The organism is Pseudomonas sp. GL-B-19, from assembly GCF_019956415.1.
GTDB lineage: Bacteria > Pseudomonadota > Gammaproteobacteria > Pseudomonadales > Pseudomonadaceae > Aquipseudomonas.
Map to the genome: position 1 here is coordinate 56,310 of NZ_JAHBDK010000016.1, position 20,749 is coordinate 77,058.

Genomic DNA, 20,749 nt, shown 5'->3' on the forward strand with positions numbered 1-20,749 from the left:
TCAACACCGTTCAAGAGCCCGCAGCCATGACGACTGAACGCGATCACCGAATCGACTTTTTCCGTGGCCTGGCACTGATCTTCATTTTCTGGGATCACGTGCCCCACAACCCCTTGGGCCAAATTACCCTGCGTAACTTCGGCTTCAGCGATGCAGCAGAGGTCTTTGTGTTTCTGGCGGGCTACGCGGCGGTCCTGGCCTACGGCAAAGTCCTTGCGCGCGACGGTTATCTGATTGCCTGTGTGAAAATCCTGCGCCGCGCCTGGGTGCTGTATGTGGTGCATATTTTCTTGCTGGCGATGCTGATGGGCATCGTGTTTTTCGCCAACAGCCATGTGGAAACCCGCGATCTGGTCGAGGAAATGGGCCTGCGCCACTTCATCACCAACCCGCAGCAAGCGTTAACTGATGAGTTGTTGTTGCGCTTCAAACCGAACCTGATGGATCCATTGCCTTTGTACATCGTGTTGCTCGCCGGTTTGCCGCTGGTACTGCCGATGCTGGTGCGCAAGGCTTGGGCGGTGGTGGCGGTGTCGTTGACTGTCTACCTGCTGGCGCCGGTATTTGGCTGGAACCTGGCCGCGATCAAGGACGGCGTGTGGTACTTCAACCCCGTTACCTGGCAACTGCTGTTTGTGCTCGGCGGCGCCGCTGCGATTCACAGGCAAAGGCCACGGTTGGCCGAGGCTCGTCCACTGCTGCGCCAGCCGTTGTTTGTCTGTGCGGCGATTTACGTGGTGGCTGCCGGGCTGATTACCGTCTCCTGGCGCTGGCCGCAGATACATGACGCGCTGATGCCAACCCTTCTGAATAACTTGCTGTACCCGATCAGCAAGACCGATCTGTCGCCGGTGCGCCTGCTGCACTTTCTGGCCCTGGCGTACGTCACGGCGAAACTGTTGCCGGACACCGGCTGGACGCAAAACTGGATGGCCCGGCAATGCTCGCGCATGGGGCGCTATTCGCTGGAAATATTCTGCCTCGGCGTGTTGCTGGCGCCGTTGGCGGATATGATCAACGCCCTGACCGGCGATGCATTTGCCATGCAAATCTTTACCGCGCTGGTCGGGGCCGGGTTGATGGGGTTGTTGGGGGTCTGGCTGGAGTTCAATAAACACTTGAATCGCTCACCGCACATCGCTGTCGCTTGAAACCAAAAAGCCCCGGTCATCTCGACCGGGGCTTTTTGCATTTCAAGCCTTACACTTTACGACGCCGAACGTACCGCACCTTGCGACACTTGGGTCGGTTGCAGCTTGAACACATAGAACAACACCGTCAGCAGCACCAGGAACGCAGGCCCCACATACAGCGCCACACGGGTGTCCGGGAAGTACGCCATCAGGCCGACCACCAACACCAGGAACGCCAGCGCCAGGTACGAGCTGACCGGGTACAGCCACATTTTGTATTTGAGGCCGGCACGCTCGCTGGCGCTCAGGCCTTTGCGGAATTTGAGCTGGGCCAGCAGGATCATCACCCAAGTCCAGATCGCACCGAAGGTGGCAATGGCGGTGACCCAGACGAAGACTTTTTCAGGCACCAGATAGTTGAGCAACACGCCCAACAGCAGCGCCCCCATCGACAGCAGCAAGGCGCGACGCGGCACGCCATTGCTTGACGTCTTGGCGAAACCGGCCGGGGCCTGGCCATTCTGCGCCAGGCTGTAGAGCATGCGCCCGGTGCTGAAAATGCCGCCATTGCAGGACGACAGCGCGGCAGTGATCACCACAAAGTTGATGATGCCAGCGGCGGTTTTGATGCCCAGACGCTCAAACGTCATCACAAACGGACTGCCCTGGGTGCCGATTTCATTCCACGGGTAGATCGACAGGATCACGAACAGCGCGCCGACGTAGAACAGCAAAATCCGCCAGAACACCGAGCCGATGGCATCCGGGATGGTCTTCTGCGGATTTTTTGCTTCACCGGCGGTCAGGCCGATCATCTCGACGCCGAGGTAGGCGAACATGACCATTTGTAGGGACATCAACACGCCCTGCACGCCATTGGGCATGAAGCCACCGTGGGTCCACAGATTGGAAATCCCCAGCGCCACGCCATCGTTGCCAAAGCCGAACGCGATCACGCCGATGCCACCGATGACCATCGCAACGATGGTGACAATCTTGATCAGAGCGAACCAGAACTCGAATTCACCGAAGGCTTTTACGTTGATCAGGTTGATGGTGCCCATGCTGATCAACGCCGACAGCGCCCAGATCCAGCGCGGCACATCAGGGAACCAGACGCCCATGTACACCGCCACCGCGGTAATTTCCGCGACGCAGGTCACCAGCCACAGGAACCAATAGTTCCAACCGGTGAGAAAGCCCGCCAAAGGGCCGAGGTAGTCTTGGGCATAACGGCTGAACGAGCCGGCGACCGGGTTGTGCACGGCCATTTCGCCGAGAGCGCGCATGATCACCAGGATCGCCAGACCGCCGATGATGTACGACAGCATGATGGCCGGGCCGGCCATTTCGATGGCCTTGGCCGATCCGAGAAACAAACCGACACCGATACAGGCACCGAGCGCCATCAAGCGAATATGCCGTTCGCCGAGTTCGCGTTTAAGCGGGCCGCCTTGAGCGGTCTCGCCGTGGGGCAGGTGATTGCCGACTGGCATAGGGGACATCCTCGTCTTGTTATTGGATATGACCACCGAGTGTCGAAGCGCTGACCGATAAGCCATTGCTTGCCTGAAACCGGTTTGCTTTTTGGGCAAAACCGTCCTGTAGGACAAAACCTTCAGGATCAGCGGGACGCGCAGTATAAAAAGCTTTTCGCAGGCGTTTTCACTCTATAAACCATAAATTACAGCCACAACTCTCGGCAAAAGCGCGATTCAAGGAGAGGCTTTAACTGGCTAAAGCTGATTTCACTCGCAATTGAAAACGGCGGCGAGTATTGCACAGCATTGGTGCATCGTCATGCATTTGCCTGGACCTTATTTAGCGATCAATGGCTCTAGATCAAGCCTCTTCAACCACGATGCCATCATCCCCCCGAACCTTCGGCAGCTGCTACGGGACTTGCGTGGATCCAGAAAAAATACACGACATCCTTGTCCACAATTTTTTCACCATCGCCAACCACCGTCTAAGCTTGAGACAAGTCCGATCAATCTGCGTAAATGGATCAATCGACTATGGGCGCTTTGTGGCAAACCGATACGAGTAAAACTGTGGTCCCGACTGAACCTGTGGAAGAAGCGCCATCACCTGAAAAACCCCGTAGCAGCCGTGTCAAACACGGCTGGAAGGCGTTTTGGTTGCTGCTGCTCATCATTCTGATCGTCGTGGGGCTCGCTGCTGCCAAAGAAATGCGCACTTCGAAGTTTCAGGCACGGGAAGCCAGCAAATTCGCCGCGTCGCTGAGCTACACCCTGGAACCGGGCCCCAGCGATGCCATTCGTTACCCTGGCGCCGGGCCTTTCGATTTGCGACTGGGCTACAGCTCACTGAATGAGTTCCTGCCACGGTTACTCAAGCGCGACTACGTGATTTCAGCCCAAACGCGTTTCTCTCCAAAGCTGATGGACTACAGCGCCAAAGGCCTTTTCGTGCCCTACTCGGAGAAAATCCAGGCCGGCCTGTCGATCACCGATTGCCGCGCGTTACCGCTGTACCAGTTCAAGTATCCACAACAGCTTTATTCAAGCTTTGAATCGATTCCACCGGTGGTGATCAATAGCCTGTTGTTCATCGAGAACCGCTTTCTGCTCGACCCCAAGCAACCGTTGGCCAACCCCGCCGTGGACTGGCCGCGCTTCGGCATGGCCGCGTGGTCGCAGGTGGCCAAACTGATTCACCTGCCGGGCCAGTCGGCGGGCGGCAGTACCCTGGCGACACAGCTTGAAAAGTATCGGCACTCACCCGATGGCCTGACGGTGTCGGGCGCGGAAAAGATCCGGCAGATGATTTCCGCCACCGTGCGGGCCTATCAGGCAGGTCCGGAAACCCTGCAGGCCCGGCAGAATGTGGTTCGCGACTACCTCAACAGTGTGCCGCTGTCGGCCGTGCCGGGCCACGGTGAAGTGCATGGCATGGCCGAGGGGTTGCGCGTCTGGTATGGCGCCGACTTCAACAAGGCCAACGAGACGCTGACCAGCACCGAAACGGACCCAAAGACCCTGGCCGCAAAAGGTTTGGCTTTGCGTGAAATGCTCTCGTTGATGATTGCCCAGCGCCGGCCTTCTCACTACCTGACCAAGGGCCGTGATGAACTGGCCGATCTTACCGACAGCCACATCCGTCTACTGGCACAGAACAACGTGATCGATGCGCCTTTCGCGGCGGCGGCGTTGGCCAGCAAGGTTACTTATCGCGATTGGCAGACTCAGCCGACCATTCAGCCGATCGAGACCAACAAAGGCATCAGCGTGGCGCGCAGCCGCCTGGGCGGGTTGCTCAATCGTCCGCTGTACGACCTTGATCGCCTCGACCTGTCTGCCACCAGCACCCTGCAAGGCGACCTGCAATCCAAGGCCACCGAGTACCTCAAGCATCTGGCCGATCCGGCGTTTGCCACGCAGATCGGCTTGATGGGCGAACGTCTGCTCACCCCCACCAGTACCACCCAGGTGCGCTACAGCTTCACTCTGTTTGAACTGACACCGGACGGCGCGCGCGTGCGGATTCAGACCGACAGCACCGACCAGCCGTTCGACATCAACGAAGGCAGCAAGCTGGAATTGGGCTCTACTGCAAAAATGCGCGTGCTCACCACCTACCTGCAAATCATCGCCGAGTTGCACGATAAATATGCCGGGATGACGGTCCCTGAACTGAAAAAAATCGACGTCCCTGACCAGGACCGCCTGAGCCGCTGGGCCGTTGATTACCTGATCGAGAACACAGACCGCAACCTGCCGGCCATGCTCGGCGCGGCGTTGGATCGCAAATACTCGGCCAGCCCCGGCGAAGCATTTTTCACCGGGGGCGGGTTGCACGTTTTCCATAACTTTCGCAAGGAAGACAACGGCCGCATCCCCACCTTGCGCGATGCCCTGCGCGAATCCATCAACCTGCCGTTCATTCGGCTGATGCGCGACCTGGTGCGTTACGCCACGTATTCCGGCCCCAACAGCAGCGCCGAACTGCTCAAGGACGACCGCGACCCTCGGCGTCAGGAATACCTGGCCAATTTTGCCGACCGCGAAGGTACCTCGTTCCTGCTGAAGTTCTGGAAGAAGTACAAAAACAAGGACACCCAGGCGCGGCTCGACACCTTCCTCGACAGCCTGCGCCCAACCCCGATTCGCTTGGCGGCGATTCACCGTTATCTGCTGCCGCAAGCCAGTCAGGAAAGCTTTAATACCTTTGTGCGTTCGCACCTCAAAGGCCCCAAGCCCACCGGAAAACCTACCGAAAAACTCACCGACGAACGCCTTCAACGGCTGTACGAAAACTACAGCCCCGGTGCCTACGATCTGCCGGATCAGGGCTTCATCGCCAAGGTCCACCCGCTGGACCTGTGGCTGATGGGCTACCTGTTGAACAACCCTGACGCCAAGTGGAGCCAGATCGTCAAAGCCAGCCATTTCGAACGCCAGGAAGTCTATAGCTGGCTGTTCAAAAGCCGTCACAAGGGCGCCCGTGACAGCCGCATTCGCACCATGCTCGAGATCGAAGCGTTCCTCGACATTCACCAGCGCTGGCAGCAAGTCGGCTACCCGTTTGATCACTTGGTGCCGTCGCTGGCCACCGCTATTGGCAGCTCAGGTGACCGTCCGGCGGCGCTGGGCGAGTTGATCGGCACCATTCTCAACGATGGCGTGCGCATGCCGACACTGCGCATCGACACCCTGCATTTCGCGGCGAACACACCGTACGAAACCAAATTGATCAATGATCCGGACGTAGGCAAGCGGGTCATGCCGTCTGAAGTCGCCACGGCCATGCGCGAAGCCTTGTCACAAGTGGTGGATGCCGGTACGGCGAGACGTGTGTCCGGCAGTTTCACCCTGCCCGACGGTAAACCGCTGGCCATGGGCGGCAAGACCGGCACCGGTGACAACCGCATTGCAGCCATTGGTTCCGGCGGGCGGGTCATCAGCTCCAAATCCCTCAATCGCACGGCGACCTTCGTGTTTTACATCGGCGATCACCATTTCGGCACCCTCACCGCCTTCGTACCGGGTCGCTCGGCCGAATCGTTCACGTTCACTTCCGCGCTGCCGGTGCAAGTGCTCAAGGGCATGGCGCCGATTCTGACGCCGTACCTGCAACCCACCGGCAACACCGGTTGCCTGCCGATTGAAGTGGTGCGGCGTTAGCAGAATCGGTCGTGTGCGCAGGTGGTACATAATTATTTTCGACATTGATAATTTCAATGTTTTTTCAAGGACGAACTCTGACTTAACAGCAGTTATTCAAACTTTAACTTTGAGCGATGAAAGGTAGGCTGGAAGCTCCTATTAACGCTCAAGGTTTATTAGAACAATGTCTGACCTACAAGGACGTATAACCGCAGATCAAGAGCTGGACACACTTGGCGACAGTGGCCGTCACTACGCGCTTATCAAGAGCCGCATCCCTCTCGTGTTCAAAAGCTCATCACTAAAAAGAGCCAGGGAACTAAGTTCCGCGCGAATCAGCCCCGCGACTTGGATAACAACCGCCTCACAGCACGATCACAGCCAGTTACAAGATGCCAATCTGAAACTGTGGACCGAACACAACAGCATCGACCGGCTGTTCGATAAGTTGCAGAATGTTTATGAATTTGCCGAACCCTTATTGAGTGCCGCACTCAAGCAACACTATGGCGTCGAGGACGACGTCAAAACAACATTCCTGCATCTTTACTTACCCAAGCAACAACCGTGGTACGCCATAGACATTTCAAAAGGTGTTGTCACCCGAACTGTTTCTCTGCTGGACGCGGCGCTGCACAACTTCGCCCGCTCCGAAACCTGTGAGGCCGATTCGGATTTCATCAGCCAACCCGATGAACGTGGGCTGTTCGACATCAAACCAATCAAACACAAGATGTCCATCGCTCAGTTCCAGACGCTGTGTCGCGAACTGGATATTGGCGCCCGATACACCCAATACCTGCAAAGCATGTTGTTGCCCGAAGATGTCGTTGCCAAAACGCTCTTGAAGAAAAAAGTCGTCAGAAGTCAGAAAGCAGCATTCAAAGCGGCGGCGCAACTGGCGGTGGTGACCGGCGATATCGGGCCCTACACCCGTGACGTGGTGGTGGCGATGCTTGAGGGTGAACGCAATATCAAACTCAAAGGCAAGCACCTGCGGTTTCACCAACTGTCGATGCTGGACACGACGTTGACCGGCATCGTCCTCATCGCCCCGGATCTGGACCGGACATGGCAGACCGAGCACGTGATTGCTTATGTACCGCAAGACCCCGAACATCCGCTGAAGTCGTACCCGTCGCTCCCCGACTTCTTAAACGAACTGACTCGCCAGTTGCGGGAAAACAAACTGATCAAATCCAGCGGCATGACCTACCGCCAATACTTCAGTCAATTCGTCCCTCATCAGCAACGCGGGCTGTTTTTCGCCGAACTCCAGCAGAACCTGACCGAGGTGCGCTGGCACAAAAAAGAGCCACTGGATCAGCGACCGCCATGGCGCGAGGAACCGGTGTCTCACCCCCGCCTGCATTTTCGTACCGAGCTGATCAACGACGGTCTGTGGACGCATCTCTATCAGCAGAAACTGAACAAGATTCTCAACGACGCCAGACACATCGCCGTGTCCACCGCCGATGCCGACAGCAATGCCCGCTGGGCCTGGTGGGACAACTTCAAGAAGATTGTCTCGGACATCTTCAACGTCGCGCTGATTGTCATCACGCCGTTCGTCCCCTTCGTGGGTGAGTTGATGATGGTCTATACCGCCTACCAGATCACCAGTGAGGTGGTCGAATCCATCGTCGACATGGCCGAAGGGTTATGGACCGAAGCCGCCGAGCACATCGTCGGTGTGGTGACGAATATCCTGCAACTGGCGGCTATTGCGGTAGGTGCAGAGCTGGGCAAATTCGCGCGCCTGAGGCTTTCGCCCTTGATCGAAGGCATGAAACCGGTGAGGTTACCCAACGGTGAGTCCCGACTGTGGCATCCCGACCTCAAACCCTACGAGCAGCCAGACCTCACGTTGCCGGACGGTTCGCGACCTGATGAACAGGGCCTGCATTCGCACAAGGGGCAACGCGTGTTGCCACTGGAGGGCAAACATTACGCCGTGCAACACCAGGTCAAGCAGGGTCGCTACCGCATCAAGCATCCTCGCCGAGCCAATGCCTATTTACCCGAATTAAAGACCAATGGCCGGGGTGCCTGGACCCATGAAGGCGAAACCCCGCAGGACTGGGAAGGCCCGACATTGATGCGCCGCCTGGGTCATGACGTGGACGCTTTCAGCGATGCAGAGCTTGAGCGGGTGCGCATCGCCAGCGGCACCGACGACGATGCGCTGCGCCGGATGTACATCGACAACGCGCCACCGCCGTCGCTACTTGCGGACAGTCTGCAGCGTTTGAAGATTGACCGGCAGATCGACACAGCGATCGGGCAAATCCGTGCCGGGCAGGCCCTCGACCCGGCCTCTTACTGGTTCGAAACACTGGTGAGCTATCTGGACGGCTGGCCCGCAGAGAAAGCGCTGAAGGTTTACCAAAACACCGACCTGACCGGGCCCTTTCACCAGTATGGCAACGAGCAGGCCAGCGACGAACAGACCCTCGCCACCACTCTCGCCCATGTCATGAGCGGCCAATTACCGCAAAGCATCGTCGACTTTTTGAACGAGGCCGAGCTTGAAGCGTTGCTCGGTCCGCAGGTCGCCAAGGGTGATCGCGTGCAAGCACTGCGCAATCGGCTGGCTGATGAAGCCGGCGAGCTCAGGACAGACATCTTCAAACAGCTTTACCAGGCCGGGCAAACCTCGGACGCCCCGCGTATCCGTGTTCTGCGCCAAACCGTACCGGAGCTGCCGGCCCGAACGGCGGAAACACTGCTGGGCGAGGCCCGTGGCGGTGAACTGGAACGCCTGTCAAAAGAACAGCGCCCGCCGCTGCGCTTGAAAACCCTGGCTCGCGAAGCCGCCTTCGAAGCACGCCTCAGCCACGCCTATGAGGGCTTTTATGCTGACGCACAGTGGGGGGCGGATACCGAAAGGCTGGTGCTCAATACCTTGCGGCTGCACAGCGACACCTTCGCCGAGCGGCGCATTGAAGTGCGCGAAGGCAGCTTCGACGGCCCCTTGCGATGCAGCGTCGGCGCCGAGGATGCGACGACCGTTCGGCAGCTGATCCGCGATGAATCCGGCCAATACGAAGTGCGTGACGACGCCAATAATGAACTGCATGAAGCCGGCGACTTTATGGAATCGGTACTCCACGCCGTGCCCGCGAACAGGCGTCAGGCACTGGGTTACCGGCCCGGACAAGGCCGTTTCTTCAAGCAATGGATCATGGCCAAGACCGAAAAGCCCAGCGTGCGTCGGGTGCTGCTCGCCGAGCCGCCGAACATGCCCGTCCTGCCCCCCGAAACGGTCACCCTGCTGCGTGGTCCGCTGTTTTCAAAGCCCGCCGCGACACTGGAAGACCGGGTACGCAATCTTTACCCCAACCTGAATGATCGAGAAGTGGCCACCTTCGCTCGATCCTTGAACGCCGAAAACGAGCCGCTCAAGGTCATGAAGGCGCTGGAGGACGAGCTTGCAACGCTGCGACAGACCCTGCAAAACTGGGAGCCGGCGGTCTTTGACGGCACGGGTGACAGTGAAGTTGACCGCCTGTGGTTGAGCTTCAAGTACAACGGTGGGAGCTTCATTGCCGAACGCCTGTTGCAGTGTTTTGAACGAAAATCGATGGTCTTTGGTGAGCGTAGCGCCAGCTTCGACGGTGGATACACGCTGGATCTGTCATCGGAATTCAATCTCATCAACCTCGATCTGTGGTGGGATCAGTTGCCGGATATCCAGCACTATCTGGATCAGATCACCACGCTGAATCTGGACCGGGCAACCTTTTACCCCAGAGAAGGCTGTCTGCTGGAAGACTTCCCCAAGCTTGAGCAGCTCAGTGCCAGAGGCTGCCGGCTGGCGCACTTGCCGGACGGCATCGACAAGATGCACTTTCTGCGCACCCTGCGCCTGACCGACAACTACATCACCCTGACACCCGAAGCCGTCGAGAGCCTGAGAAACCTGACCCGCATGGAAACACTCAGGCTCGATGAAAACCCGGAACTGGGCCTGCTGCCCAATGTCGAGCGTATGCCCAAACTGATGATCCTCAGTTTGAGCAACACCGGGGTGACGCGCTGGCCGGAGGGTCTGTTCAAGAAACGCCGCCCCCGGGGGTTTTTCCTCGACCTGATGGAAAACCCGCTCACTGAACTGCCGGCTGTGGTTGCGGGCTCTGAAGATGCACGCATCGTCGCCCGCACGCGTTTGTTCGCCGAGCGGCTCTCCGATGCAAACCGCATGGCTTATGAGCAATACCGAAAGTCGGTGGGACTGAGCCGCGAGCATCTCTATCGCCGTGCTGCCGACAATGCGATCGATGCCTGGCCGATGTCGGATGATTCCCGTTGGTGGAGTTCAGTCGTCGCCGGGTTGGGTACGTTCAGGAAAGAAGCCTGGCACGACTTGATGGGAGAACCAGGCGCCAAAAACTTCTTCGCATTGATCGAGAAACTCAAGCAGTCGGCCGACTATCGCGCGGGGGGAGCGCTGCGCGAGCACCTCAGCGGACGCGTCTGGCGCATGATCGAGGCCATGGATCTGGACACCGGATTGCGCACCGAACTGTTCGAGATGACCTCCGCACCCACCACCTGCGCCGATGCCGGTGCCCAGTTGTTCAACAACATGGGCATCAAGGTACTGACCACCGAAGCCTATGCCCTCTCGACATCGGCTGCGACTCTGGAAAGCAGGCTGGTGACCCTGGCAAAAGGTGCCGCGCGTCTGGCGCGGGTGGATGACATCGCCGGTGCCGATGTCCGCAGTCGAGCGGGCAATCCCGATGAAGTCGAGGTGTACCTGGCCTACGAAACCGGCCTGGCTCACCGCCTGGGCCTGCCATGGCAATCCAATACCATGCTCTATGAACCCGTGGCGGGCGTGAGCGCCAAACACCTCGATACGGCGTTTGACACCGTGATTTCCATGGAGGCTGGCGATGGGCTGGTCAATGAAATGCTCGAACAGCCCTTCTGGGAAAAGTACCTGCGTGAAACCTACCCCGACGCCTACCGCCGTAACGCCCGGATCTACCAGGAAAAACCCGAGCTGCTGGATCAGTTGCGCGATGCACAACGCGCCTGGGCACTCTCTGCCCGATGGTCTGAAATGCGGCGCGCTCCGTTGCGGCGGCAGTTGCAGGACCTCGCCGATCAACTGCCAGTGCCCCACAGCGTGGTGTTTACCGGCGCCGAGATGAGCGATGCCGTGTATGAGCGGTTGCTCAACGAAATCGGCTATGACGAAAAGGCGTTAAGCCGACGCTTGACCCGTGAAGCGCTGCAGAAGGCAGGGCAGTAAAGACGCCCCCTGAAAGCCCAGCGGGGGTAATGCCAGTCAGTTAAGCCGTAACGCGATTTGTAGCAGCTGGCGAAGCCTGCGTCCGGCTGCGCAGCAGTCGTAAAACCTGAGTGCGAAGTCTTCCTGAAACACCGCACCGCCTAATTTTACGACTGCTGCGCAGCCGAACGCAGGCTTCGCCAGCTGCTACCAAGAGCTTGTTTTGCCTGAGATTTACTTAACTGACTGGCATTTGTCCTGAGGACAATCTTCTGCACACCACCCTGCTTTCAACCTACCTCCGAATCCCAGATGACCGTGACAGTGCCCGAGTAACTTCGGGCAACACCCGGTTTGAGCATCTCCTCGACCTGGTCCCGGGCCACTTCAAAATGCAGCGTCCCGGGTTTCTGATCCAGGTAAAAGCCAGGCTGGAACCAGTTCGTGCCACTGCCATCGAGCAGCAGCGGGCGGTGATTGACCGGCTGATTCGCGGCATCGGTCAAACCACTGGGCAAGGTGACACTGACGTTGAGCGGCACCGAATGCCCCGCCGTCGGTTCCCGCACCGCGCAGGTATTGCCACTGACGTACTGGCACTCAAGGTTCATCTTGAATCGGCTCGATGCTGAAATGTTGAACGTCTGATCACGGAACAACCGCGTCGGTTTGCGCCCTTGAGTCAACCAGGCCTGCCAGCCGCCTTGCGGCACCAGCTCAATGCGTGTACCACCGGGAGGAATCTCCACCTTGAGCGTATGTTGAACATCCAGCGAGAAATTGAGGGTCAACTGGTTGTCGTTCGGAATCATGACATCGCCCATGTCGAAATCCTGGCGAGGGCCGACCGAGTACGGGATGGAGCCTGTGTATTTGCCCGCCTTCATGTTCAGGGGGTCAGGTGTACGCAGCTCATAAGCGAAAACGAAGTACAGATAACGGAAGGACATCGGAATGTCGAAAAGCGCCTTCTTGCTGCACACACCCGCTCCAACCGGGACTCGCCAAAAACTGTTGTATCCCACTGGGCCAACAGTGGCCCAACCGACACTCTCACAAGGTGGCGGAGCATAGATCCAGCGTCCTCCTTCCCACAGTTGATCCCACCCGCCTCCTCCCGTCAGTTCAGTGATGGAACGAGGGATGGACGCTTCGTGCCCGATCCCTCCAATCCGAACGGACAGCACTTTGGTATCACCCGATTCATGGGTCACCAGCACGTCTCGCCACTCCGAGGGCACCCGGGCCATGCCGCCCTGACGAGGGTCGGTGTGATTGGCCAGGATCGGCGCATTGGCCGTGAACAAAATGGGCGCGCCCAGGCTGAACAGACCAAAGGGCTCGCAGGCTTGCGGAACCTGTCGGCAGAAACCTTCGGACGGCGTCTGATTGATGAATTTATTGCGCTGCGGGTTGGATGAGTCGGGCTTGAAGGTGGCTTCGATATCCACGGTCAAGGCTTGCGCCGACAGTGCAAACACCGCGCACAGCAGGCCAGCCACTACACGGCCAGTCAATTTTTCAGATGATTGCGTACGCAGACTGCTCATTGTCTTTCCTTCAAGATCATAGTGATGCCCGGCCCGTTGGAACCGTGGGCAGCGTTTGACGGAGCGCTAGACATCCGAATCCCAGATCACTGTCACGTTGCCCGCGTATTGGCGAGCGACGCCTGGACGAATCATTTCGCCGACTTCAGCGGCGGGAATTTCAAAGTGCAGCGTTCCCGGTTTGCGATCCACATAAATGCCCGGTTGAAACAGCTCCGAGCCACTGCCGTCACGCCGCAGCGGGCGACGACTGACCGCTTGCCCATTGGCATCGCTCAAGCCATGGGGAAGGCTGACGCTGACATTCAGGGGAACGGCGTGACCGCTGACAGGTTCCTGCAAGGAACAGTTGTTGCCATCCTGCGTGTATTGGCATTCGAGCTGCATTTTGAAACGTGAACTGGCGGAAAGATTGAACGTCTGGTCACGGAACAGGCGTGTCGGTTTGCGCCCTTGCGTCAACCACGACTGCCAGCCGCCTTGGGGCACCAGCTCCACGCGGTTGCCTCCCGGTGGAATATCAACTTTGAGGGTGTGCTGAACATCCAGGGCGAAGTTCAAGGTCAGGGTCGAGCTGGTGGGCAGCATAATGTCGCCCATGTCGAAATCCATGTTGGGACCGAGGTAATAGACCAGGTCTCCACGGTACTTGCCCGAGGACATGCCTAACGGGTTGGGGGTTACCAGTTCGTAAGCAAAATCCAGATACTCATAACGAAGCCACGGAACATTGAACTTCGCCTGTTTCTCACACGCCCCCTGAGTCGGCGTTTTCCAGAAAAAAGCATACGTGCGCGTCGTGTAGTACCCCACGCCGCTGTACACACAGGGAGCAGGCGCATTGACCCAATCCTTGCCCCATAGCAAATAGTGAGCGCGTAGATAGTCAACGCCACCGCCCACCAGACTGACCACGTCTTCCGTCTGGTATTGGGAGCCAATACCGGCGATCCGTACCTTCACGGTTTCCGCCTCACCGGTAGTCTCATGGACTACCCTCAAGTCCCGCCACTGCGCGGGCACTTTAATCATCGCGCCCTTGCGAGGGTCTTCATGATTGGCCGTGATCGGCCCACTGGAATCGAACTGGATCGGCACTCGCAGACTGAACATTTCATGGTCTTTGCATTGCTGAGGCCAAGAGGCGCAGTAACCACTGGACGGCGTGTCGTTGGTGAATTTATTGCGTTGCGGGTTTGCCGAATCCGGCTTGAACGAGGCCTCAATCGACACCTCCTCTGCCCAGACCGTTGGCAGCCACATCGAGCACAACACCACCGCACCCGCACAACGTCGTAATGTCCGAAAACGCTTCATCCCTTTAGCCTCGTAGAACCGGTATCAAGTACCTGGCATGACCGCGTTGAAGATCATGTTGACGTTGCCAAAGTAATTGCCGGGCTTGTAAACCCCGGCGGCCGGCGGCATCGGGACGATTTCCAGCAAGACGCGTTTACCGGGGGCGGCGTCGGTCGGGGACACCACTTCGCTGCTCTCAAGCTCACTCAACAACGTGCCGTTGAACAGCACACGCAAGCCGATGTCATCGGCCGGCGTGCCGTTGGACAGATACGGTCGGCCTTCAAGCCTTGCCTCGATCGAGCCGGCTGCATTCTTGACGTCGAAATACTTGCGCAAGCCGCCCAGCGTCGATGCGGTCAGGTTCCAGGGCAGTTGCTGCTCGCGATGGATCCAGGTCGGGTCAGAGGGAATCACGTAGAACGCCTGGGTCGGGATCGTCACGAACACTTCGAACTGATGCACTTCCCTGGCGGCAAAGGCCGGATGACTCGCATACGAAACAGCAACCACCAATAACCCGAAGATCAGTTTCCTGGTCATGGCTTCAACCCTTCACGTCGAGTTTTTTGCTGCTTGCACCTTCCACCAGCGTGAACTGGTAGTGGCGGCCGGCCTGTTTTTCGAAGGTAAACGTGCGGCCGGCGAGAATGTGATGCTTGGTGGTCGGCTGGCAGTCATGCTCGTTTTTAACCGAGCAATCCTTGAACTCATCGATCACCACGACCGTGTTGCCGTTGTTGCGGATCCGGTAAGTGCCCGCGCCGTTTTCAATCGCGCTGTCAAAGCGTGTCTGCTTGGGTCGTACGAAAAAAACCGCGCCGTAACCCGCCAGTACATTGACCCCGGCGGAGAGGGTTTTCTTGTAGTCCTCGCGCTCTTCGCTGGAGACGGCGAACTCGTCTTCTTTCTCGGGCACCACCGGTACAAAACGCACGCGGAAATAGCGCTCTTTGTCGCGCTCCCCCATGAACAACAATCGCGTGCCCTGCATGCCATTGGCCGGGACGATCAGTCGAGCCGGGCTGGCCATCAAGCCATCGCGGGCGCTGCCATCGGTCTGGGTCTTGAGCGGCACTTCCTGTGATTTGCCGTCGGCGTCATAGAGGATCTCGAGAATGTTGACCTTCACAAATGCCGTGCTGTCGCCGCCATTGAAAACCCGTTTCAAAAAGGTACTTTTGTCGCCGTCCAGATAGTCGTACACGGTGCCGATATTGATGCTCGGTGTTGCCTGCGTTGCCTGGGTAAACAAACACAAACCAAATACTGCCAACAGACGTTTCATCGTCCCTTACCTCGTTGATTAATCACGTTCTGCCGGGCCATCAACCCGCCGTTCGAGCCATAAAAGTTGCATCTGCCAAGGTGTCCGGCGTGCAGCGCAAATCACCGATCATCAACACGTTGTTTTCTGTGCGCCCACTGCTCGTATCGAGGCGGAATTGACACAGCAATTGATCACCGTGGCGCACTTCCAGGGTCGGTGAGCCGGCATTCATTTCCATCGAGAAGAAACCGTCCACTTCACTCACACCGCGACTGGCATGGTTGATGACGTGGTGGCCCTTGAGCGGGTTGCCCTGGGGGTCGATCAGGCGACCGAGTACGGTGAGGGTTCGCATGACCTTGATCTGGCGATAGCCCACGCCGCCCTTGTTCAGGTGATAGCTGGAGCGGGCCGGCTGAATCGTCGCGGCGGGCACATGGTTGCCCTCGAAATCGAAACTGACCGAGCTGCTTTTGTAGGCGGTGATCGGCACAAAATTGCGCCCGGGTTTGAGTACCGTGCTGCTACCGCTCAAATCGTCGGCGCGCAGGGCGATATCTGTGATGTCCGATTCGACATCGATAATCATGCCCGCACCGTTGCGGTGGTACTGGCTGGTCACGACCATTTTCTGGCCGCCAACGGCCACGGTGCTGTCCAGGTTCAGGCCACCGGTGAAGTCATTGTTGAACGACGAGCGCTGGACAAAACCGTCGCCGTTGACCAGGTCCGTTTGCATCGTCCCCATTGCGTTCAAGCCCACGCCGTAGGTGTCGGTGAGGACCGTGGCCGAGACACTTTGCAGCAGGTGATCCTGCAGGTCTTTGCGGTAGGAGATCGAGGCATTGTTATCCCGACCGCCCTCGCGTGCGGTGCGTGAGCCGATGCTGCCGGAAAGCTGTTCACCGGGGCCGCCCAAGGCAATGTTGACGCTCAGGTCGACACCACGGTTGCGCTCGTCATCTGAACTGATACTGCCCGGCCGATCGAACAGGGACAGCCGCCAGTTGGCATCGCTGCCAAACAGTCGGGTGCGCTGGGTCCACCCTAGATCCACACCCGTGCCATTGGTGTTGCCCTCACTGTGGGATACCCGCGCATTGACCGAGCTTTTACTGGTCAATCGATGGTTGATCGACAACGAAGAGTTGCTGGTTTGCCCGATAAACACGTTTGGCTGCCGCACCCGCGTGCCATCGGGCAGGGTGTCATACAGCTTTGTGGTGTCGAGCCAGCTGCGGTTATAGCTGGCGACGAGGCTGCCGCTGCCATAGGAGTAGAGCCCCTGCACGTCAAGGCCGGTGCCGTAATTTTCGGTCTCGTAGACGCTGGCATACAGGCTGGCGTTATTGACGATCGACCAATCGACCGACGTGCCGTATTGCAAGTTGTCGCGCACTTGACGAGCGCTCAGGCCGAGGATCACCCGAGGATGCAGCAGGTAGTTGAACGCGGCGCCAGAGGTCATGTCGCCATCGTCCTGCTGGTCCCAGTTGCTGAGCACTTTCGATTCACGGCCGGCGAAGAGGTTGTAGCGCCAGCGTTCGTCATGGTTACGCCAATTGTTCGGCTTGTAGATCAGTTCCTGGGTGCTGGAGGTGATTTGGCCGTCTTCGATCAGCCGCACTTCCACTTCATAGATGCCACCCGGCAGCGGACGTGTATCGAGGGTTTGCAAACCGGCGGGCACGGCCTGGGTATTGATCATCAAACCGTCGCGATAGATTTCCACCGACCCTTGCCGATTGGCAGTGACATAAATCGGATAAACAGCCGGCTTCGGGTTATTCAGCGCCAGACTGTCGGAGCTGCCATACATCACGCCCAGTGCCGTGTCGGGGCTGGTGCCGAAGGTATTCGGCTGCCGGGTCAGGCCTTCGGACGAGGGCGTGAACAGGCCCAGGCGCAGAAAGTTGCCTTCCAGTTCACGTTGGGTAAACAGCTCATTCACAGCGTGGTAGAGCGTGTTATCCAGGCCGCCCAGCCGGGACCACTGAACATTGACCGCTTGGGTCCAGTTACCCAGGCTGCTGCTGGCTTCCAGACCGTAGCGCCCGCCAAGGTCCTGGCCCTGGCCGCCATTGAGGTTCAACTGGTTGCGCACGATCAATCCGGTGCTGCCACCTTCGGGCAACGTGTAGTAACGCTGTGCTTGATCATCACGTTCGGCGTTTTCCGTGACAATCGACACCAGCGAGTTTTCAAGACTGTAATGCACCGCCAGAAGTTGCTCAGGGCACTTGGCCTCGCAGCTGCCCAACGCCACACCTTGTTTCAGCCAGGTCGACCAGCTGTCGCGCTCGCTGGGCTTGATCGTACTGTCACTGACGTCAGCGAATTCAACTAAGGTGATGCGGTCATCGCGAGATAACACCACCATCGCCTCACCGAGAAATTGTTGGTCAAGTTCCACGCGCACCGCCAGCGGCACATCAAAGAAGTGCTCTTCAAACTCGGCCGGCAACCCCTTGGCCTGCGCCAGCAGACTTCGAGGTGTAGTGCCGTTATCCGCTGGCGCGGCGATTGCAGTTGCGCAGAAAAAAAGGGCAAGCGCCGCCGCGATGGGAGTCATCGGGAACATGAACGAGATACTCTGAAGATAAGTACGTTAAAACCCGATCGACAGGCAGTGACTACCCATCGACCGGTCGGCGTTGACGAATAAGGACAAGCCTTAATTCATAACCGTATTACTGGACGCGCGGGATGGCATCGAAGACCACGACCGGATTGGCCGTGTAAACACCCGTCTGAGCGGCGGTCGGTTTGGCAGCGGCAATTACCAGATCAGCTCGCATGCCCCCGTTGGACTCGGTATCGCCGACCACTTCTTGAGACACACCGGTCAAGGTTACGCCGTTGAAGGAGTAGGTCAGCGCGATGTTGTTGGCACCGTTGAACAGGGGTTGCGGACCACCTTCTACATAAGCATTGACCGAACCGTTAGTGTGGCGGATATCGTAAGTCGCACGCAGCGGGTTCAAGGTACCGGCCACCAGGTTGTAGGCCATTTTTTCATCTTTACCGAAGTCAGGATCCACCGGTTGGGCGTGAAATACCTGGGTTGGGATAGTGGCGCTGATATTGATGGTCGTGCGCGCTTCTTCCGCAGCGAACGCCAGCGAAGAGCTGAGGGCCAGGAGAGTCATCGGAACGGAGATTGCAAACTTCTTGAACATTGTTGAGTACCTGTCTTTTCAAAGGATTGGGCGCAGAAAGTTAGAACAAGCGAATGCCATACCGTGAAGTAATGGTGAATTCGCTTAACTTTCGACGCCGGAGAATGATCGGCCAATCGCTCGAGAAAGTAAGTACGTAAGTTCCGAAGCACATGTAGTAACAATGACTTTCGAACAGCAGGAAAATAGACAGAAAAGCCCTGATTACGCTGTATAGCCCTCAGATAAATACTACACACAGTTCTAGCTAAAAAGACACACAGACGACAAGCCATCAACTTTCCGTAAGATCAATACTACTAACACACTCAAAGCCCCGTGATAAGTAGAGGAACTTATAGAATTAGTTTTATTACTCTAAAAAAGTGACTTTCTTATCCGTCCAATCCTCACGTGCTGATTCCCTTCAGGCCCTCCTCGACCCTCGACCCTCGACCGTTCGTCAAGCCCCCTTGCTTTCGCCTTAAGATATATCTTAAGTTGTATCTAAACGCGACAAGAGAAGACACAAAATGAGAGACCATCATTCCCATCGAGAGCACAGCGACAACCGCGACGGCGTCGAAAAACGCCCAAGCCCCGGCCGTGAACGCGGCGGACGCGGACCACGAGTGTTCGCCCCCGGCGACCTGAAACTGCTGCTGTTGGCGCTGATCGCCGAGCAGCCCTGCCATGGCTATGACCTGATTCGCCAGATCGAAAGCATGTTCGACGGCGCGTACAGCCCCAGCCCCGGCGTGATCTACCCGACCCTGACCTTTCTTGAAGAAAGCGAAATGATTTCGGGCGACGCCGAGGGCGGCAAAAAACGCTACAACGTCACCGACGCTGGGCGCTTATCACTGACCGATCAAGCCATTGCGCTAGACGGTGTGCGCTTGCGCATCGAGGTCAGCAAGCGATCGCTACGCGGTCATGACCGTCCGGCGGAGATCCACGAGGCGGTGCACAACTTGCGTTACGCCTTGCAGATGCATCATGGGCGCTGGAGCCCGGAAGAAATCCTGCGGGTGCGCGACCTGCTTAACAACACTGCCAAAGCCATTGTTGACGGCCCTGCCATTCAACCTTTTCAGGAGAAAGCCGAATGACTGAAGTGATCGTGCAATCCATCCACCGTGTCATGCATGAGATCAAACGCCGGCGCCTGGAAGTGTTGCGCGTGGTCGACCTGACGCCGCGTATGCGCCGGATCACCTTGGGCGGGCCGGAATTGGCTGGCTTCGTCAGCCTCGGCACCGACGACCACGTCAAACTGCTGTTCCCGCAAAATGCGGCGGAACAAGCGGCGCTGGAAACCCTGGTGCTCGGCGGGGGCAAAAACAACGGGCCGATGCCGGCGATGCGTGACTACACGCCACGTCGCTATGACCTTGACACCCTGGAACTGGACATTGATTTCGTGTTGCACGGCGACGGCCCTGCCTCGACCTGGGCCGAGCAAGCCAGGCCCGGCCAGTTCCTGCACATCGGCGGGCCACGCGGCTCGATGATCGTGCCGGACATGTTTGATAGCTACCTGCTGATCGGCGACGAAACCGCCCTGCCCGCCATCGCCCGTCGACTTGAAGGCCTCGCGGCCAATCGCCGTGCGCTGGTGATTGTGGAAGTGGAGAACGGCGCCGAACAGCAGCGCCTGGAAAGCGCCGCACAGGTCGATGTGATCTGGGTACTGCGCGAAGGGGGCAAAGACAATCTGCTGACCACCGTCAAGCAACTGCAAATGCCGAGCGGCAGTCTGTACGCGTGGATAGCGACCGAGAGCAAGGTGTCGCGGCAGATCCGTCGGGTATTGCTCGATGAGCACGGCCTGAATGAGCAGTTCGTCAAAGCCGTCGGCTATTGGCGGCTGGATGACAGCGAAGAGGAGTGACAGGCTCCAAGGCCCCTTCGCGAGCAGGCTCGCTCCCACAGTTGATCGCGGTCTAATGTGGGAGCGAGCCTGCT

General features: G+C 58.0%; 12 protein-coding genes. 5 read left to right on the plus strand and 7 right to left on the minus strand.

What is annotated here, in order from left to right; genetic code table 11:
• Window positions 1-26: 26 nt before the first annotated feature.
• Window positions 27-1,151 (plus strand): OpgC family protein, encoded by a 1,125-nt coding sequence (locus KGB06_RS04515; protein ID WP_223512122.1) that lies wholly within the window; start codon window positions 27-29, stop codon window positions 1,149-1,151.
• Between the two features lie 56 nt (window positions 1,152-1,207).
• On the opposite strand, the gene KGB06_RS04520 is transcribed toward KGB06_RS04515, so the two are convergent.
• The gene (locus tag KGB06_RS04520; protein ID WP_223512123.1) at window positions 1,208-2,629 is read right to left on the minus strand and encodes an amino acid permease; all 1,422 of its coding nucleotides are present in this window, start codon (window positions 2,627-2,629) and stop codon (window positions 1,208-1,210) included.
• A gap of 522 nt (window positions 2,630-3,151) precedes the next feature.
• Here KGB06_RS04520 and KGB06_RS04525 point away from each other — a divergent pair.
• Entirely contained in the window at window positions 3,152-6,280 is a 3,129-nt protein-coding gene (locus KGB06_RS04525) for a transglycosylase domain-containing protein (protein ID WP_223512124.1), read from the plus strand.
• 166 nt (window positions 6,281-6,446) lie between these two features.
• Window positions 6,447-11,525: an NEL-type E3 ubiquitin ligase domain-containing protein gene (locus tag KGB06_RS04530; RefSeq protein ID WP_223512126.1), complete on the plus strand. Its 5,079-nt coding sequence runs from the start codon at window positions 6,447-6,449 to the stop codon at window positions 11,523-11,525.
• 269 nt (window positions 11,526-11,794) lie between these two features.
• Here the strand turns inward: KGB06_RS04530 and KGB06_RS04535 are convergent, their stop codons facing one another.
• The 6 genes from KGB06_RS04535 to KGB06_RS04560 all read right to left on the minus strand — a co-directional run bounded on the left by KGB06_RS04535 (window position 11,795) and on the right by KGB06_RS04560 (window position 18,802).
• Window positions 11,795-13,054: a hypothetical protein gene (locus KGB06_RS04535; protein ID WP_223512128.1), complete on the minus strand. Its 1,260-nt coding sequence runs from the start codon at window positions 13,052-13,054 to the stop codon at window positions 11,795-11,797.
• A gap of 66 nt (window positions 13,055-13,120) precedes the next feature.
• Window positions 13,121-14,371 (minus strand): hypothetical protein, encoded by a 1,251-nt coding sequence (locus tag KGB06_RS04540; RefSeq protein WP_223512130.1) that lies wholly within the window; start codon window positions 14,369-14,371, stop codon window positions 13,121-13,123.
• Window positions 14,372-14,395: 24 nt separating this feature from the next.
• On the minus strand, window positions 14,396-14,896 hold the full coding sequence (locus KGB06_RS04545) for a CS1 type fimbrial major subunit (RefSeq protein WP_223512132.1): 501 nt from the start codon (window positions 14,894-14,896) through the stop codon (window positions 14,396-14,398).
• Window positions 14,897-14,900: 4 nt separating this feature from the next.
• Window positions 14,901-15,641 carry a molecular chaperone gene (locus KGB06_RS04550; RefSeq protein ID WP_223512134.1) on the minus strand — a complete coding sequence of 247 codons (741 nt, stop codon included), beginning with the start codon at window positions 15,639-15,641 and terminating at the stop codon, window positions 14,901-14,903.
• A 40-nt stretch (window positions 15,642-15,681) separates the two neighbouring features.
• Window positions 15,682-18,204, minus strand: coding sequence for a TcfC E-set like domain-containing protein (locus KGB06_RS04555; protein ID WP_223512135.1), 2,523 nt, complete (start codon window positions 18,202-18,204; stop codon window positions 15,682-15,684).
• 109 nt (window positions 18,205-18,313) lie between these two features.
• Window positions 18,314-18,802, minus strand: coding sequence for a CS1 type fimbrial major subunit (locus tag KGB06_RS04560; RefSeq protein WP_223512136.1), 489 nt, complete (start codon window positions 18,800-18,802; stop codon window positions 18,314-18,316).
• Window positions 18,803-19,314: 512 nt separating this feature from the next.
• On the opposite strand from KGB06_RS04560, the gene KGB06_RS04565 reads away from it, so the two are divergent.
• Window positions 19,315-19,893, plus strand: a complete 579-nt coding sequence (locus tag KGB06_RS04565) for a PadR family transcriptional regulator (protein ID WP_223512137.1) — start codon at window positions 19,315-19,317, stop codon at window positions 19,891-19,893.
• Window positions 19,890-20,675, plus strand: a complete 786-nt coding sequence (locus KGB06_RS04570; RefSeq protein WP_223512138.1) for a siderophore-interacting protein — start codon at window positions 19,890-19,892, stop codon at window positions 20,673-20,675. The genes KGB06_RS04565 and KGB06_RS04570 overlap by 4 nt, the downstream gene beginning before the upstream one ends.
• The last annotated feature ends 74 nt before the right edge of the window (window positions 20,676-20,749 follow it).

Excerpts from the sequence above, each read along its gene's own strand:
- KGB06_RS04515 (WP_223512122.1), top strand. The coding sequence starts at position 27 with ATGACGACTGAACGCGATCACCGAATCGACTTTTTCCGTGGCCTGGCA.
- KGB06_RS04520 (WP_223512123.1), bottom strand. The coding sequence starts at position 2,629 with ATGCCAGTCGGCAATCACCTGCCCCACGGCGAGACCGCTCAAGGCGGC.
- KGB06_RS04525 (WP_223512124.1), top strand. The coding sequence starts at position 3,152 with ATGGGCGCTTTGTGGCAAACCGATACGAGTAAAACTGTGGTCCCGACT.
- KGB06_RS04530 (WP_223512126.1), top strand. The coding sequence starts at position 6,447 with ATGTCTGACCTACAAGGACGTATAACCGCAGATCAAGAGCTGGACACA.
- KGB06_RS04535 (WP_223512128.1), bottom strand. The coding sequence starts at position 13,054 with ATGAGCAGTCTGCGTACGCAATCATCTGAAAAATTGACTGGCCGTGTA.
- KGB06_RS04540 (WP_223512130.1), bottom strand. The coding sequence starts at position 14,371 with ATGAAGCGTTTTCGGACATTACGACGTTGTGCGGGTGCGGTGGTGTTG.
- KGB06_RS04545 (WP_223512132.1), bottom strand. The coding sequence starts at position 14,896 with ATGACCAGGAAACTGATCTTCGGGTTATTGGTGGTTGCTGTTTCGTAT.
- KGB06_RS04550 (WP_223512134.1), bottom strand. The coding sequence starts at position 15,641 with ATGAAACGTCTGTTGGCAGTATTTGGTTTGTGTTTGTTTACCCAGGCA.
- KGB06_RS04555 (WP_223512135.1), bottom strand. The coding sequence starts at position 18,204 with ATGTTCCCGATGACTCCCATCGCGGCGGCGCTTGCCCTTTTTTTCTGC.
- KGB06_RS04560 (WP_223512136.1), bottom strand. The coding sequence starts at position 18,802 with ATGTTCAAGAAGTTTGCAATCTCCGTTCCGATGACTCTCCTGGCCCTC.
- KGB06_RS04565 (WP_223512137.1), top strand. The coding sequence starts at position 19,315 with ATGAGAGACCATCATTCCCATCGAGAGCACAGCGACAACCGCGACGGC.
- KGB06_RS04570 (WP_223512138.1), top strand. The coding sequence starts at position 19,890 with ATGACTGAAGTGATCGTGCAATCCATCCACCGTGTCATGCATGAGATC.